The organism is Labrenzia sp. 5N (assembly GCF_012395805.1).
Taxonomy (GTDB): Bacteria; Pseudomonadota; Alphaproteobacteria; order Rhizobiales; family Stappiaceae; genus Roseibium; species Roseibium algicola.
The window spans coordinates 1-14,863 of sequence record NZ_JAAZTM010000017.1; the positions used below are offsets into that span (position 1 = coordinate 1).

The 14,863-nt window shown below is 60.3% G+C and carries 15 protein-coding genes; 12 read left to right on the forward strand and 3 right to left on the reverse strand.

The annotated features are described in order from the left end of the window. The 3 genes from HEP89_RS18570 to HEP89_RS18580 form a co-directional block, all read left to right on the forward strand. Positions 1-374: hypothetical protein (locus tag HEP89_RS18570; protein WP_207106376.1), on the forward strand; the 374-nt coding region annotated here is incomplete at its 5' end. A 77-nt stretch (positions 375-451) separates the two neighbouring features. Next, positions 452-4,180 carry a methionine synthase gene (metH, locus tag HEP89_RS18575; RefSeq protein WP_075283256.1) on the forward strand — a complete coding sequence of 1,243 codons (3,729 nt, stop codon included), beginning with the start codon at positions 452-454 and terminating at the stop codon, positions 4,178-4,180. Positions 4,181-4,402: 222 nt separating this feature from the next. Continuing rightward, positions 4,403-4,546: a hypothetical protein gene (locus tag HEP89_RS18580; protein WP_156912470.1), complete on the forward strand. Its 144-nt coding sequence runs from the start codon at positions 4,403-4,405 to the stop codon at positions 4,544-4,546. Between the two features lie 152 nt (positions 4,547-4,698). On the opposite strand, the gene HEP89_RS18585 is transcribed toward HEP89_RS18580, so the two are convergent. Next, positions 4,699-5,388, reverse strand: a complete 690-nt coding sequence (locus HEP89_RS18585) for a winged helix-turn-helix domain-containing protein (RefSeq protein ID WP_077292565.1) — start codon at positions 5,386-5,388, stop codon at positions 4,699-4,701. A gap of 93 nt (positions 5,389-5,481) precedes the next feature. Between HEP89_RS18585 and HEP89_RS18590 the strand changes: the two genes are divergently transcribed. The 5 genes from HEP89_RS18590 (at position 5,482) to HEP89_RS18610 (ending at position 8,864) form a co-directional block, all read left to right on the forward strand. Next, positions 5,482-5,814: an NIPSNAP family protein gene (locus tag HEP89_RS18590; protein WP_055656646.1), complete on the forward strand. Its 333-nt coding sequence runs from the start codon at positions 5,482-5,484 to the stop codon at positions 5,812-5,814. Next, on the forward strand, positions 5,811-6,155 hold the full coding sequence (locus HEP89_RS18595; RefSeq protein WP_023000915.1) for an antibiotic biosynthesis monooxygenase: 345 nt from the start codon (positions 5,811-5,813) through the stop codon (positions 6,153-6,155). Before HEP89_RS18590 ends, HEP89_RS18595 begins: the two co-directional genes overlap by 4 nt. A 10-nt stretch (positions 6,156-6,165) precedes the next feature. Continuing rightward, a complete protein-coding gene (locus HEP89_RS18600; protein ID WP_168692747.1) occupies positions 6,166-7,086 on the forward strand; it encodes an EamA family transporter in 921 nt (306 codons plus the stop codon). Positions 7,087-7,161: 75 nt separating this feature from the next. Then, positions 7,162-7,584 (forward strand): cupin domain-containing protein, encoded by a 423-nt coding sequence (locus tag HEP89_RS18605; RefSeq protein WP_023000917.1) that lies wholly within the window; start codon positions 7,162-7,164, stop codon positions 7,582-7,584. Positions 7,585-7,721: 137 nt separating this feature from the next. After that, positions 7,722-8,864 carry an NAD(P)/FAD-dependent oxidoreductase gene (locus HEP89_RS18610; protein WP_168692748.1) on the forward strand — a complete coding sequence of 381 codons (1,143 nt, stop codon included), beginning with the start codon at positions 7,722-7,724 and terminating at the stop codon, positions 8,862-8,864. Positions 8,865-8,870: 6 nt separating this feature from the next. Here HEP89_RS18610 and HEP89_RS18615 read toward each other — a convergent pair whose 3' ends face one another. Both HEP89_RS18615 and HEP89_RS18620 read right to left on the reverse strand, forming a co-directional pair. Then, on the reverse strand, positions 8,871-10,316 hold the full coding sequence (locus HEP89_RS18615; protein WP_168692749.1) for an ATP-binding protein: 1,446 nt from the start codon (positions 10,314-10,316) through the stop codon (positions 8,871-8,873). After that, positions 10,313-11,041 carry a response regulator gene (locus HEP89_RS18620; RefSeq protein WP_023000920.1) on the reverse strand — a complete coding sequence of 243 codons (729 nt, stop codon included), beginning with the start codon at positions 11,039-11,041 and terminating at the stop codon, positions 10,313-10,315. Before HEP89_RS18620 ends, HEP89_RS18615 begins: the two co-directional genes overlap by 4 nt. A 235-nt stretch (positions 11,042-11,276) precedes the next feature. Between HEP89_RS18620 and HEP89_RS18625 the strand changes: the two genes are divergently transcribed. The 4 genes from HEP89_RS18625 (at position 11,277) to HEP89_RS18640 (ending at position 14,861) form a co-directional block, all read left to right on the forward strand. Beyond that, positions 11,277-12,419, forward strand: a complete 1,143-nt coding sequence (locus HEP89_RS18625) for a calcium-binding protein (RefSeq protein WP_168692750.1) — start codon at positions 11,277-11,279, stop codon at positions 12,417-12,419. Between the two features lie 195 nt (positions 12,420-12,614). Next, positions 12,615-13,613, forward strand: a complete 999-nt coding sequence (locus HEP89_RS18630; protein ID WP_168692751.1) for a hypothetical protein — start codon at positions 12,615-12,617, stop codon at positions 13,611-13,613. Between the two features lie 264 nt (positions 13,614-13,877). Further along, positions 13,878-14,321 (forward strand): MarR family winged helix-turn-helix transcriptional regulator, encoded by a 444-nt coding sequence (locus HEP89_RS18635; protein ID WP_168692752.1) that lies wholly within the window; start codon positions 13,878-13,880, stop codon positions 14,319-14,321. 72 nt (positions 14,322-14,393) lie between these two features. Then, positions 14,394-14,861 carry a GFA family protein gene (locus HEP89_RS18640; protein ID WP_168692753.1) on the forward strand — a complete coding sequence of 156 codons (468 nt, stop codon included), beginning with the start codon at positions 14,394-14,396 and terminating at the stop codon, positions 14,859-14,861. The last annotated feature ends 2 nt before the right edge of the window (positions 14,862-14,863 follow it).

The following is a 14,863-nucleotide window of genomic DNA, read 5'->3' on the forward strand; positions in this document are numbered from 1 at the left end:
GACAGGGGTTGGGGGTATCGGCGCAGCCGGGACACGCTGCTGTCATTCAGGACAGGAACGGCCGGAAACCAAGCGGGAAGCGGAGCGAGATGATCAAGTTAAGCACTGCCGATGCCATTGAATCGACCGCCTATGCGGTGTTGCGCGAGAAGGGCTTCGAGCTTCATGTCGTCGACATGGGCGCGGACAACAATCGTCTGATCGTCGCCACCGACAAGGACCACGAGTTCCGCGGGCATTCGGCCCTCGAAATTCTCGGGCTCCTGGCCGTTTATGAGGCACGCGGCGAAGACTGGCACCCGACCGAAGACGACGTTCACAGCCGCACCAAGTTCTGGGACGCCTCTTACAACGATACCGACCGGGACAGCTGACACGCTGTCCGGTTGCACAGTTAAATCACGCCGGCTTCCGCCGGCCAAACCAACAGAAATTTCCGGAAGGAAACCCCGTGATCAAGTCAGACGCCTTCGAGCGCCTCCGTGACCTCGCCAAGACCCGTATTCTCGTCCTTGACGGTGCCATGGGCACGGAAATCCAGCTTCTGAAACTGGATGAAGCGGCCTACCGCGGTGACCGCTTCAAGGACTGGCCGAGCGACATCAAGGGCAATAACGATCTGCTGAGCCTGACCCAGCCGGACGCGATCCGGAAGATCCATGTCGATTATCTGGAAGCCGGTGCCGACATCGTCGAGACCAACACCTTTTCCTCCACGACGATCGCTCAGGCCGACTACGGCATGGAAGAGCTGGCCTATGAGCTGAACTTCGAAAGCGCGAAACTCGCGCGTGAAGCCTGCGACAAGGTCACGGCACAGGATCCGTCCCGGCCGCGTTTCGTCGCCGGGGCGCTCGGTCCGACCAACCGGACCGCGTCGATCTCGCCGGATGTGAACAATCCGGGCTACCGTGCTGTTTCCTTTGATGATCTGCGCATTGCCTATGCCGAAGCTACCCGCGGTCTCATTGCGGGTGGGGCCGATATCATCCTGGTGGAGACCATCTTCGACACGCTGAACGCCAAGGCGGCGCTGTTTGCCATTGACGAGGTCTTCGAAGAAACCGGCAAGATCCTGCCGGTGATGATTTCCGGTACGATCACCGATCTTTCGGGCCGGACACTTTCCGGACAGACACCGGAAGCCTTCTGGAACTCCGTCCGTCACACCAGCCCGCTGACCATCGGTCTCAACTGTGCACTTGGCGCCAAGGAAATGCGTGCGCATGTGGACGAGCTCGGCCGCGTCGCCGACACGCTTGTGTGCGCCTATCCGAATGCCGGCCTGCCGAACGAATTCGGTGAATATGACGAGAGCCCGGAACATATGGCCGGCCTGATCGAGGAATTTGCCTCGGCGGGTCTCGTCAACGTTGTTGGCGGCTGCTGTGGTACCACGCCTGCGCATATCAAGGCGATTGCGGACGCCGTTGCGGACAAGAAACCGCGCGAGATCCCGGACATCGACATTCACATGCGTCTGTCGGGCCTGGAGCCGTTCGTGGTGACGAAGGAGACCAACTTCGTCAACGTGGGCGAACGGACCAACGTGACCGGCTCGGCCAGGTTCCGCAAGCTGATCAAGGAAGGGGACTACCCAACCGCGCTCGAAGTTGCCCGTCAGCAGGTCGAAAACGGCGCGCAGATCATCGACATCAACATGGACGAAGGCCTGCTCGATTCCGAGGAAGCCATGGTCACCTTCCTGAACCTGGTGGCCGCCGAGCCGGACATCGCCAAGGTTCCGGTGATGATCGACAGTTCCAAGTGGACGGTCATCGAAGCGGGCCTCAAATGCATCCAGGGCAAGGGGGTCGTGAACTCCATCTCGATGAAGGAAGGCGAAGAGGAGTTCATCAAGCACGCGACGCTGGTGCGCCGTTACGGTGCTGCCGTTGTGGTGATGGCGTTTGATGAAAGCGGACAGGCCGACACCTTCGAGCGCAAGACAGAGATCTGCGCACGGTCCTACAAGATCCTGACCGAAAAGGTCGGCTTCCCGCCGGAAGACATCATTTTCGACCCGAACATCTTTGCCGTCGCGACAGGCATCGAGGAACACAACAACTATGGCGTCGACTTCATCGAGGCGACCGGCTGGATCCGCGAGAACCTGCCGCACGCCCATGTGTCAGGCGGCGTATCGAATCTGTCGTTCTCGTTCCGCGGCAACGAAGCCGTGCGCGAGGCGATGCATTCGGTGTTCCTCTATCATGCCATCAAGCGCGGCATGGATATGGGCATCGTGAATGCCGGTCAGCTTGCGGTCTATAATGATCTCGATCGCGAATTGCGCGAGCTTTGCGAGGACGTTGTCCTCAATCGGCGGCAGGACAGCACCGACCGGTTGCTGGAAGCGGCCGAGCGCTGGAAAGGCGAGGGCGGCAAGAAAAAGGAAGCCGATCTCACCTGGCGTACCTGGGGTGTTGCCAAGCGCCTGGAACACGCGCTCGTTCACGGCATTGCCGATTACGTGGAAGAAGACACCGAAGAAGCCCGCCAGGCCTTCGACCGGCCGCTGCACGTGATCGAAGGCCCGCTGATGGACGGTATGAACGTCGTCGGCGATCTCTTCGGATCCGGGCAGATGTTCCTGCCGCAGGTGGTCAAGTCTGCCCGCGTCATGAAGAAGGCGGTCGCCTATCTGATGCCGTTCATGGAAAAGGAAAAGGAAGAGCTTGGCCAAACGGGTCATTCTTCCGCCGGCAAGATCCTGATGGCGACGGTCAAGGGCGATGTGCATGACATCGGCAAGAACATTGTCGGCGTCGTGCTCCAGTGCAACAACTTCGAGGTGATCGATCTCGGCGTCATGGTGCCGGCAGCGAAGATCCTCGATACCGCGCGTCAGGAAAAGGTCGACATGATCGGGCTGTCCGGCCTGATCACACCGTCGCTGGACGAAATGTGCCACGTTGCCGCCGAGCTGGAACGTGAAGGGCTTGATGTGCCGCTGCTGATCGGCGGGGCGACCACGTCCAAGATCCATACAGCGGTGAAGATCCACCCGAACTATGCCCGCGGCCAGGCAATCTATGTCACCGATGCGGGCCGGGCTGTCGGTGTTGCCTCCAAGCTGATGAGCGAAGGTGGCCGCGCGCCTTACTATGCCGATGTGCGTGCCGAATATGCCGATATTGCCGAAAAGCATGCAGCCGGCAGGGGTTCTCAGCAGCGCACGTCGCTGAAAGCCGCGCGGGACAATGCCTTCAAGGCCGACTTTAAGGGCAAACAGCCGGTTGCGCCGAAGAAGCCAGGCACGACTGTCTATGACGATTTCCCGCTGGAGGAACTGGTGCCGTTCATCGACTGGACGCCGTTCTTCTCCACCTGGGAGATCAAGGGCCGTTATCCGGCGGTACTGACCGACAATCGCTACGGCCCGGCGGCCAAGGCGCTTTTCGACGATGCCCGGCGGATGCTCGATGAAATCGTTGAAAAGAAGCTGCTGACGGCACGCGGTGTTGCAAGCCTGTGGCCGGCCAATGCGGTTGGTGACGATGTGCGTGTCTTCACCGACGAAAGCCGGAGCGAAACGCTGGCGACCTTCCACACGCTGCGCCAGCAGATGAGCCGGACTGCAGGTGGCCGCGCCAATATCGCCCTCAGCGATTTCGTTGCGCCCGAGGCCAGCGGCATTGCCGACTGGATCGGCGGATTTGCCGTTACCTCCGGTCATGGCGAGGACGAGCTGGCGGCGCGTTACGCCAGGGAGTCGGACGACTACAACAAGATCCTCTCCCAGGCCCTGGCAGACCGGCTGGCGGAAGCCTTTGCCGAGAAGCTGCACCAGATCGTACGCAAGGACATTTGGGGCTACGCCGCCGCCGAAGACCTGTCCGTCGACGATATCATCTCGGAAAAATATCAGGGCATTCGTCCGGCACCGGGCTACCCGGCCCAGCCGGACCATACGGAAAAGGATACCCTGTTCCGGCTGCTCGATGCGGAACGCCTGACAGGCATTCAGCTGACAGAGAGCAGGGCCATGTTGCCGGGGTCTTCCGTTTCCGGGCTCTATTTCGGTCATGCCGACAGCCATTATTTCGGTGTCGGCAAGATCGAGAAGGACCAGGTGGAGGATTACGCCGCACGCAAAGGTTGGGATCTGGCCTACGCGGAACGCTGGCTGGCTCCGATTCTCAACTACGATCCGGCCCGGATGGTCGCTGCCGAGTAGGGTCCGCTCCACCAAAACCGACTGGAAACAGATGGCCTCCCGCGTGTCGCACGCGGGAGGCCATTTATTTTCTCCAATGAATTAAATGACGTAAGGAAAATAACACAAATTTTTGAGAATATGCACACTGTGCACTCTTGTAATGTGCACGCAGTGCGCTAACATATGCTCTATCAGGTGAGCGCCGATAAAGGTTCTGCGCACACCAAAGGAGAAAAAAACATGACTGTGCAAATCGCTAGAATTTTGCTGGTTCAGCATCGCCAGGATTACAATCGGGACCGCCTTGCGTGGTTGCCGGCGCGGCTTTATCGCTCCTGGCGTGAAGCCCTTCCGAAGGTTCAGGAGACCATCCGGTCTCTTTGAGCTGGGCCCACCCCGAAATTGGCCCCAAGAAACAAGAACAAGATCACTGGGCGCCACGTTTGCCCCTGGCGTCTGCCCACTTCCTTACAAAGCCCGGCTTCGGCCGGGTTTTTTGTTATCTGTGGATGAGCAGAAAGGGGCGGGGGTGTTGCTCAGGGTACCGGAAACAGTTTCTTCAGTTCCGCTTCACCTTTCGGCGAAATATGAACGATGCGTCCCGCCGGTTCGCGGCGCAGCCAGTCGCTTTCGGTGAAGCGCGTCAGAAGAGCGGCCCCCAGACCTCCCGCCAGATGATTGCGCCTTTCGCTCCAGTCCAGACAGGCACGGCACATCGGGCGGCGGCTTGCTGTGAGGGCATCCAGGTCAATGCCGATGCCTGAGACGAAACCTTCACCATCTGCGGTCAGGGCGAGGCCGCCCTTGTCCGTCGAGACGGCAAGGAACCCGCGCTTCTGCAGGCTGTCGAAAATACGCACCGCCATATCGCCAGCCAAATGGTCATAACACACACGGGCGGCCCGCATCTGTGGGTCTCTGGGGCCGGTGCGTGTGCGCAGGTGACCCTTGCGGGCGGCAAGGCCCATCACGGCTTCCAGCACGGCTCCAACTTCCGGGCCCGCGAGCGTGAAATAGCGATGCCGGCCCTGCTTGGCCTGGGTCAGCAAGCCGCCTTCCATCAGTTTCTTCAGGTGCGAACTGGCGGTCTGGCCGGTGATGCCGGCTTCGGTTGCCAGTTCCGTCGCCGTCAGGGCCTTGCCGCTTAACAGCGCGCTCAGAATGTTGGCGCGGGCCGGGTCACCCATCAAGGCGCCGATGCGGGCAATGTCCGGTCCATCCTTCATGGGATCTCCTCCATGGTTCGATCTGTGTCGAAGCATTGCAGACATGGACCGTGGCACACAAGCGCAATCGACACAGCCTTGAAGGAGACCTTGGTGATTACCTGTTTCATCCGCTATCACATCGACCCGACGAAGAAAGCCGCCTTTGAGCAATACGCGCGAAACTGGGGGCAGGCGATCCCGCGTTGCGGTGCGGATCTGATCGGCTATTTTGCACCCCACGAAGGCTCGACGACGCTGGCGTACGGTGTTTATTCCATCGAGAACCTTGCGGCATATGAAGCCTACCGGGCGCGGCTTGCCGCGGACCCGTTGGGGCAGGAGAACTATGCTTTTGCCATGAAGGAAAAATTCATCTTGCGGGAAGACCGCACGTTTCTGAAACTGGCCTCCGCACCGCATGGCATGGGAGAGAAACTCAAATGATTGCCGTCATCTTCGAAGTGATCCCGCATGCGGACAAGAAACAGGCTTATCTCGACATGGCTGCCGAGATGAAGCCCCTGGTCGAACAGATCGACGGGTTCCTGTCCGTCGAGCGATTCCAGAGCCTCACCAATCCGGAGAAATTACTGTCGGTCTCCTTCTTTCGCGACGAAGCCGCGCTGAATGAATGGCGGCAGCTCACGCAGCATCGCAAGGCGCAGCGTGCCGGACGGAACAGCTATTTCAAGGATTACCGGTTGCGGGTGGCGCAGGTGCTGCGCGACTATGGCATGGACGAGCGCGACGAGGCTCCCGCCGACAGCCGCGACGTGAACGGTTAAGCCGGCAGCCATGCAAAACAGATCCATCGAACTGGCGCTTTTGGGCGTGCTCGCTCTGCTGTGGGGCTCATCCTACATGTGGATCAGCCTGGCGCTGCCATCGTTTCCTCCTGCGACGCTGATTGCCATCCGTGTGTCTCTTGCTGCGCTGGCGTTGCTGGTCATCATGGCAGCAAGGGGCATTCGAATGCCGCTGGACAGGCAAAACTGGAAGCAGTTCTTCATCCAGTCCCTGGTCAACAGCACAGGACCCTGGCTGATGCTGGCCTGGGGCCAGCAATATGCCGGGACGGCCGTCTCCAGCGTTCTGAATTCAACCTCGCCGCTCTGGGTCTTCGCCTTTTCGTTCCTGCTGCTGAACCATGGCGAAAGGCCAGGTGCCCGGCAACTCACCGGCGCCTTGTTCGGCTTTGCCGGTATCGTGCTGATCGTCGGTGTCGGTGCGCTTGAGGATATCGGCAGGAACCTTGTGCCGCAGCTTGTCGTCCTGTTCGGGGCTGCGCTCTATGGCATTGCGGCCCTGCGCGGCCGTGTCTTTGCGGGTCTGCCGCCCATAGTGCCGGCTGCGGGAACGCTCATCTGCGCATCGGTTGTGCTGGTCCCGGCAAGCCTCATCGTCGACCGGCCCTGGCAGTTGACGCCGGATACGACCGGCATCGTTGCCGCGCTGACGCTCTCGCTCGCGTGCACCGCGCTGGCATTTCTGATCTATTTCCGTCTGCTGTCGACCCTTGGGGCAATGGGAACGGCCAGTCAGGCCTATCTGCGCTCAGGCGTAGGTGTCTTTCTCGGTGTCGTGTTCCTGTCGGAGACGCTGGATCTGGAGACCTTTGCCGGAATTTGCCTTGCCATTTTCGGTGTTGTTCTGATCAACTGGCCACGTGCGGTGAAGCGTCAAGACGTTTCGGCTCCAGTATCTGCCGCCAAGTAAGAGGGCATTCGGCCGGCAGGAAACTGGGCGGCCCGATCCGTGCGCATGGTGGCAGAGACTTGCGAGGAGGTGTCCATGAGTGTCCTGACCGTATTCGAGGCCGGTTCCAGGCCATCGCGACGTGCAAATCCGGATTATTTCACTGGAACGGTCTGGCAGGACCCGGTGATCGAGGCGCCCGCGCCAGCGCGCGTGCGCGCATTGCGGGTGACGTTCGAACCGGGGGCACGTACTCACTGGCACACCCATCCGCTTGGGCAGACCCTTCAGATACTGGAAGGGGCAGGTTTTGTGCATCTGTGGGGGCAGGAGAAACTGTCGATACTGCCAGGTGATGTCATCTGGATCCCGCCTGGCGTCAAACATTGGCATGGCGCCGGACCGAACACCTCACTTGTCCATCTGGCCATACAGGAAGAACAGGACGGTGCGACGGCGGAGTGGCTCGAACCGGTCGATGAGGCCACTTACGCCGGTGGCCTTCAGGCGCGGCGTTGAGCGTCCGGTGCCAAAGTTGCCCCGACTCCTCTCGGCGGACGTCTTGAGCTCTTCCGCGGCACGGGGTGCCGGAGCATATTGTGCTTGCCAGCAGACTCTGGTCAAAAGGATCCATCCATTCATGAAGTGATTGCCCGATGAACATTGCCATTGTCGGGGCCGGGATTGGAGGACTGGCCACAGCCATTCTTCTGGAGCGTCTGGGCCACCGGATTTCCCTGTTTGAACAATTCCGCAAACCGGTTCCCATCGGTTCGGGCTTGATGATCCAGCCTGTCGGGCTGGAAGTCCTGGAACTGGCTGGTGTCGCGGATGTGGTGCAGAAGCACGCAACGCCGATCAAGCGTGTGCTTGGCAGGTCATCGCAAACCGGCAGACGGGTTCTTGACGTGGACTATGGCGCAGTGCCGGGGCTTGGTATCCACCGGGCCGCTCTGTTTTCGGCGCTTTATGAAAAGGTGCTGACCCGTGCGCTTTACTGGCACACGGATTGCCGGATCACCGGTCACCAGGACGGGAAACTGCGTTTCGCGGATGGCAGCTTTTCCGAGGCCTTCGACCTGATCATCGATGCGTCGGGTGCAAATTCGGTTCTGTCGCCGCTGAAAGCACGCGCACTGTCGTTCGGTGCGATCTGGGGAACTGTCGACTGGGTTTCCGGCGGTCTGCCCGAGGATCATCTTTCCCAGCGCTATCGCGGTGCAGACCACATGATTGGTGTGTTGCCTGTCGGCCTCATGCCGGGACAGGACCGGCGGAAGGCCGCGTTCTTCTGGTCACTTCGCCACGACGCTTATGAAGACTGGCTCAAGGGCGGGCTGGCAGCCTGGAAGGACACGGCGCTGTCGATCTGGCCCGATGCCGGACCCTTTCTGGAGCAGATCACGGATCCGGAGCAAATGACCATGGCGCGCTACAGCCATGGCACCTTGCGCCAGCCCTGGGGTGACAGGATTGCCTTTGTCGGCGATGCCGCCCACCGGGCGAGCCCGCAGCTCGGGCAGGGCGCGAACATGGCTCTGCTGGACGCTGCCGCCCTGGCAAAGGCATTGGAGACCCTGCCACTTGACCAGGCTCTCCCTGCCTACGGCAAGGCCAGACGTTGGCATGTGGGTGTCTATCAGGCGTTCAGCGCGATGTTCACGCCAGCCTATCAAAGTGACAGCAGGTTGCTGCCCTTTTTGCGCGACAATGTGCTGTTTCCTGTCAGCCGGATCCCGCCCGTTCCATCGGTGCTGTCGCATCTGATCTCTGGAACGCTTGTGCCACGCGGTATTTGACCCAGTCTATTTGCCCGCCCCGAGCGGCAATCTGACGTCGGCCTGAAGACCGCCTTCCGGACGGTTCTTCAACTCGATCCGGCCGCCATGTGCATGGATGATCGAACGGGTGATCGCCAGACCCAGACCGATGCCGCCTGTTTCTTCGCTGCGGGATTCTTCAAGCCTGACAAAGGGTTCGAAGACGTCCTTCAACTTTTCCTCGGGAATGCCAGGACCCTTGTCGGTAATGCGGATGATGGCTTCGCCGGCGGATCTGGCCGCGTGGACCGAGACGCCGTCTCCGTAGCGGATCCCGTTCTCTATCAGGTTCCTCAGGGCCCGTTTCAAGGCCACCGGACGGCAAGTAAGCACGATGCGTTCTTCCGTTTCAACGGTGCATTTATGGCCAAGGTCCTGCTGGTCGCCTGCAAGTGCCTCCAGGATCGCACCAAGATCGGCGTTTTCCGCTGTTTCCGCCTGGGCGTCGTCCCTGGCGAAACGCAGCGCGGCTTCCGTCATTGCGGCCATTTCTTCCAGGGTTTCGATCATCTTGTCGCGGTTTTCCTCGTCCTCGATGAACTCGGCCCGCAGGCGCAATGAAGTGATCGGGGTTCTGAGATCGTGACTGATGGCGGCCAGCATCCGTGTGCGGTCCCTGACAAACCGTGTCAGGCGGTCCTGCATGTCGTTGAAGGCGTTCGTCAGCGAGCGGACTTCGCTCGGCCCGCTGGGTGTCAGTGGCTTCTGTTGTTCGCCGCGGCCGAACTTCTCGGCAGCCACGGACAGTTCCTTCAAGGGCCGGGTCACGCGGCGGACGGCAAAACCGATAATGAGCACCATCAGCAGGGCGGTAATCGACAGCTGCACGACCAGAGGCAGAAAATCGCCGGCTGGCGGGCGATAGCTGGTGGCGACATTCAGCCAGCGTCCGTCACTCATCTGGATAGACAGCGACAGGTCTTCCGGCTTGTTCATGATCTTGCGCAGTTTCGAAGGGCGTTCGTGTCGCGGCTCGTCGCGCCACTTCGGATGATCATCGTCGTCTGCCTCGCGGCCACGCGGTCCACGTTTTTCGTCGGCAAGAATGTTGAGATGCACAGTCTGGCCGTGTTCCAGCCTTTCGGCCATGTAGCCCTGCAGGCGTTTTTCGAAACGCGAGTTGCCGGGCGCCGGTGCCAGCGGCTTGTCGCCAAGCCAGAACACTGCGAACCGGCTGCTGCTGGCCACAAGGATCCTGTCCTGCAGGTTTGCAGGTGTATCTTCCATCAGCTCCGCCAGGGAAACAGCGCGCGACAGAAGGTTGTCACGGGCCGCCGCCACGAGCGCGATGCGCCGCTCGTCCTGGAAGATCCAGATGCTGAAGGCCTGTGCCGCGACGATGGCTGCGAGCAGCAGAATGATCAGCTGCGAGGCAAGGGTGCTCGGCCAGAGACGGGACAGGATCGGGCGGGGCGTCGGACGTGTCGTCATTCGGCCGTGTCTCTCACTTCCGCGGTGAACATGTAGCCGCCGCCCCAGACGGTCTTGATGAGTTTGGGGTCTTTCGGATCGATCTCGATCTTTCGGCGCAGACGGGAGACCTGGTTGTCGATGGACCTGTCGAAGACGGCGGGTGTCCGGCCAGTAGTCAGATCCATCAGCTGGTCGCGGTTCAGCACCATTTTCGGACGTTTGAGGAAGGCGCACAGCAACTGGAATTCACCGCTGGAAAGGGCAACAGAAGTCCCTTCCGGGTCCAGAAGCTCTCGACGCGAGACATTCAGCGACCAGCCGTCGAAATGAAGCCTGTCGTGCTCGATCGGATCGCGTTCCTTCGGCACAAGCGATGTACGGCGCAGAACCGCGCGAATGCGCGCGAGCAGTTCGCGGGGGTTGAAGGGCTTAGTAACATAATCGTCGGCACCGATTTCCAGACCGATCACCCGGTCTGTGTCGTCTGCCATCGCGGTTAGCAGGATCACGGGCATGGAGCCGGTTTCCACCAGATGACGGCACAGGGACAGTCCGTCCTCGCCCGGCATCATGATATCCAGCACGACAAGATCGATGGACGCCGCCTTCAGGGTCTTGCGCGCCTGTGCAGCATTTTCCGCCACGGTTGCGCGCAGTCCGTTCTTGACGAGGTAGCGCGCAAGAGTTTCGCGGATGTCGCGGTGATCGTCCACCACCAGGATATGCGGGCTCGGATCGCTCAAGTGTCTCTCCAATCTGGCCTGCCGGGAATGGTCTCAAACCGGCCGGGCGCTGTGATCCTACTGTTTCTAAGGTAAAAATAGTCTCCAGAACGCGCTTGCGCGACCGGAACTTGTAACAAAGTGTGTCGCAGTGCCCATCCGGGACAGATGGCGACACTTCGGGCCCATTCGGACGGTATTCCTGCGACAATTGCTGCCTACCTTCAGCTTATCAACGAACCAAGGAGTTGTTGGAATGAAACCGTTCAAGAAGATTGCAATTGCCGCCCTGGCTGCGAGCGTCGCGGGTACCGCGCTGACGGCCGGCCTGTCCGCTTCCGCCCAGAACGCGACTGCAAACCAGGACGGGGGGCAACAAATTCAGCAGGCCGACGGACAGCGTGTTGCGCTTATGGATGGGCGCGGTGGTCCGGGATACGGCTTCGGCCGGGGTCATGGCATGCGCGGTGGCAAGGAACGCGCCGAGCGGTTGTTCGAACGTTTCGATGTCAATGAAGACGGTGTCATCACCAAGGCTGAAATCGAGGAAGTCCGGACGCAGGAGTTCACATCGGCCGATGCAGATGGCAACGGCGAGATCAGTCTGGAGGAATTCAAGGCCGAATTTCTCACCCGTTCCAATGACCGCATGGTCAGGGCGTTTCAGTTCCTCGACCGTGACGGCGATGGCACTGTAACCCAGGAAGAAGCGGATTTTCTCGCCAACCGCATGTTCAACATGCTGGATCGTGACGGCAACGGAACCGTTGAACGTGTTCGCGGTCCGCGTGGCCCTATGGCCGACGATGACGACGATGATCGTGGCCCGCGCGGCGAAAGAGCAGAGCGGGGTGAGCGTAAAGAGCGCGGAGAGCGCGCCGAGCGCGGCGGCCGTGGTGAGCACGGCTGGCGCGGTGGTCCGCAAATGAGACAGGGCGGACACCACATGGGTCGTGGTGGTCACGGCGGCCCGGGAGGCATGTTCCTGGGCATGTTCGACACCGATGCGGACGGCAAGGTGAGCCGCGAGGAATTCGATGCAAGGCGCGGTGAATTGTTTGCTCTGGCCGACACCGACGGCAACGGCTCGTTCACGCTTCAGGATTTCGGTCCGCTGTGGCTTTCGATCAACGAGAACCGGGTGGTCGACATGTTCCAGCGTGCCGATGCCGACGGCAGCCTCGGGATTACCGCGGAAGAACAGAGCAAACACCAGGACCGCATGCTGGAGCGCGCCGACCGCAACAACGACGGCGTGATCACCAAGGCGGACTTCAAGGGTGGCCGGAAAGGTGGCCATGGTCCGGACAAGGGCCACGGCTGGAAGAAAGGTCACGGCCATGGTGATGGCGAAGGTCGTGGTCAGGGTCAGGGATGGGGTAAACACCACCGCGGCTGATCTGGCGCAGAACACCTGAAAAACTCCGGCCGATCACACCGGCCGGAGCCGTTTCCCACCCCCGGCGGCCCCACCCCGCGCACGGGAAACGGATAAGGGAGCCGTCCCTCGCGGCTCCCTTTTTTTGTCGGTTCGGTTTTAGGGTAACTTCAAGAAATTTCGGCAATAGTCGTTCCGGTTTTCAAGGGGGACAGCATGGCCAAACCGACGTTGAATGAATTCGTGGCTGCCAGAATAGCAGCGGGACATCTCAGTGAGGATGATGTCATCAACGTGCGCCGCTACGTTTACGGCGATATGGCTGTGTCCGTTGAAGAAGGCGAGGCTCTTTTTCGGCTGAACAATGCCGACATCACCTATCACGACACCTGGTACGAACTCTTTCCCGAAGCCATCCTCGATATCCTGGTGCACCAGGCAAAACCCGAGGGCTATGTATCCGAGGACAAGGCTGCCTGGCTGGTCACCCAGATCATGGCGGATGGTCATATCTGCGGTAAAACCGAGCTGGACGCCGTGCTGCATGTGCTGGAAAAAGCCCGCGAAGCACCGGAAAGTCTCGAACAGTTTGCACTGCGGGCTGTGGCGGACAGCGTGATTTCGGGGAAAGGTCCGACGCGCTCGGGCCTGGACCTCAAGCCCGGCGTCATTGCCGAGGCTGAAGTGGAGCTGCTGCGCCGGGTGCTCTATGCCGGTGCCGGCAGTCGCGGCGTTGCCATTTCGAAGGCTGAAGCCGAGGTACTGTTCGATCTCAACGACGCGACAATAGAGGCGGAAAATGCTCCCGGCTGGTCGGAGCTCTTTGCCAAGGCGGTCGCCAATTACATGATGGCGATGTCCGGTTTCACGCCACCCTCCCGCAAGATTGCCCTCGAGCGTGAAAACTGGCTGGAACAGCCCGGCGGATTTGAAGGTGGGCTCGGCGGTTTTTTCAAGAAGATGTTCAGCGGTGGTGTCGGCGGCATTCGTGACGCCTATGGCGACACGCCTGACCCGTTCACCGCCCGCGGAAACGAGATGCTTGCGGAGATTGCCGCCAATGAAGTGGTGACGGAAGACGAAGCCAGCTGGCTGGTGGAGCGCATTGGCCGCGACGGTATCCTGCATGAAAACGAGAAGGCCCTGCTGCGGTTCATCCGGGAAGAAAGCCCGAACATTCATCCCTCTCTCCGGCCATTGCTGGAGAAAGTTTGACCGGGTACCAGTCCGGCCAACGTTTTTTGTTCCATCCCGGCTTCTTGGCACGTCGTCAATATTGCAAGAATGCTGCGGTCCGGTTACCTGAAGGTTGTCGAAAAAGGCTTGACCGGTTGGGCCTGTCGCCCGGGTAAGCCCCGGTCCCTTCACACGTGAAGGCTTTGTTCGGTCAGGCGGCATAAACGCTGTCCGGCAAGAACCCCCGACTGTGGCGGCGGAGATGCCGCCCCCTTCGCGTTTGCGAAGTCGAGGGAGCATGTCATGACGATCCCATTTGAAACGCAGGGTTCCACGCGCCCGATCGGGTACTGGATCCGCTCTGCCGATAGATGTCTTACCAAGGCGATCGAGGCCATCCAGTCTGACCTGGGGCTTGAGCGAGCCGACTGGCAGGTGCTCAATACGCTTGCCGAAAGTGCAGCAGGAATGTCGTTTGGTCGGCTGAGAGAGACCTTTGATCCCATGCTGGAGGTAAGGGACCTGCACAAGGTTCTGATCAGTCTTGCAGACCGGCGGCTTCTTCGGTCCGAGGAAGATTTCTGGCGGCTTACCGACAAGGGCAGGGACGTCCACAGAAGTGCGGTGGAACGCCAAACCGCCTTGCGGAGAAAGGCGATGCAGGGAATCTCCGAGGCTGATTACAGCCTTGTGGTGAATGTTCTGGCCAGGCTCGTCAGCAATTGCCACAGGCCAGAAGACACTTGAAAGGAGACGCGAACCTCTGCAAGTTGCCGTCGCCAATGGCCAAACGGCCAGCCGAACCAGATGGAGCCGGACATGACGCAAGAGACTTTTTCACTCAAGGGGACATGCCGTTGTGGTCACACGAGCTTCGAGGTATCCGCGCCGCCGCTGATCACCTGTGCCTGCCATTGCAGAGGGTGCCAGCAAATGAGTTCCAGCGCCTATTCCCTGACTGCGATCATGCCGGCGCCCTCGTTCAAGGTGACCGAAGGTACGCCGGTCAAAGGGGGATTGCAGGGACCTGAGGCGGATCATTACTTCTGCCCGGACTGCAAGACCTGGATGTTCACGCGTATTCCCGGGTACGACGAAATCGTCAATGTCCGCTCGGTCCTGCTCGACGACCTCCACTGGACAGAACCTTTCATGGAAACAATGACTGCCAGCAAGTTGCCTTGGGCGGAAACGCCTGCCAGGCACCGTTATGAAGGCTTTCCGCCGCCGGAAGACTTCATGAAGCTGATGGGCGAATTCGCCGCCCACCAGCTGGCGACCAGATAGCG

Coding starts and splice junctions, on each gene's coding strand:
- HEP89_RS18580 (WP_156912470.1), top strand. CDS start 4,403: ATGACTGTGCAAATCGCTAGAATTTTGCTGGTTCAGCATCGCCAGGAT.
- HEP89_RS18585 (WP_077292565.1), bottom strand. CDS start 5,388: ATGAAGGATGGACCGGACATTGCCCGCATCGGCGCCTTGATGGGTGAC.
- HEP89_RS18595 (WP_023000915.1), top strand. CDS start 5,811: ATGATTGCCGTCATCTTCGAAGTGATCCCGCATGCGGACAAGAAACAG.
- HEP89_RS18600 (WP_168692747.1), top strand. CDS start 6,166: ATGCAAAACAGATCCATCGAACTGGCGCTTTTGGGCGTGCTCGCTCTG.
- HEP89_RS18605 (WP_023000917.1), top strand. CDS start 7,162: ATGAGTGTCCTGACCGTATTCGAGGCCGGTTCCAGGCCATCGCGACGT.
- HEP89_RS18610 (WP_168692748.1), top strand. CDS start 7,722: ATGAACATTGCCATTGTCGGGGCCGGGATTGGAGGACTGGCCACAGCC.
- HEP89_RS18615 (WP_168692749.1), bottom strand. CDS start 10,316: ATGACGACACGTCCGACGCCCCGCCCGATCCTGTCCCGTCTCTGGCCG.
- HEP89_RS18625 (WP_168692750.1), top strand. CDS start 11,277: ATGAAACCGTTCAAGAAGATTGCAATTGCCGCCCTGGCTGCGAGCGTC.
- HEP89_RS18630 (WP_168692751.1), top strand. CDS start 12,615: ATGGCCAAACCGACGTTGAATGAATTCGTGGCTGCCAGAATAGCAGCG.
- HEP89_RS18635 (WP_168692752.1), top strand. CDS start 13,878: ATGACGATCCCATTTGAAACGCAGGGTTCCACGCGCCCGATCGGGTAC.
- HEP89_RS18640 (WP_168692753.1), top strand. CDS start 14,394: ATGACGCAAGAGACTTTTTCACTCAAGGGGACATGCCGTTGTGGTCAC.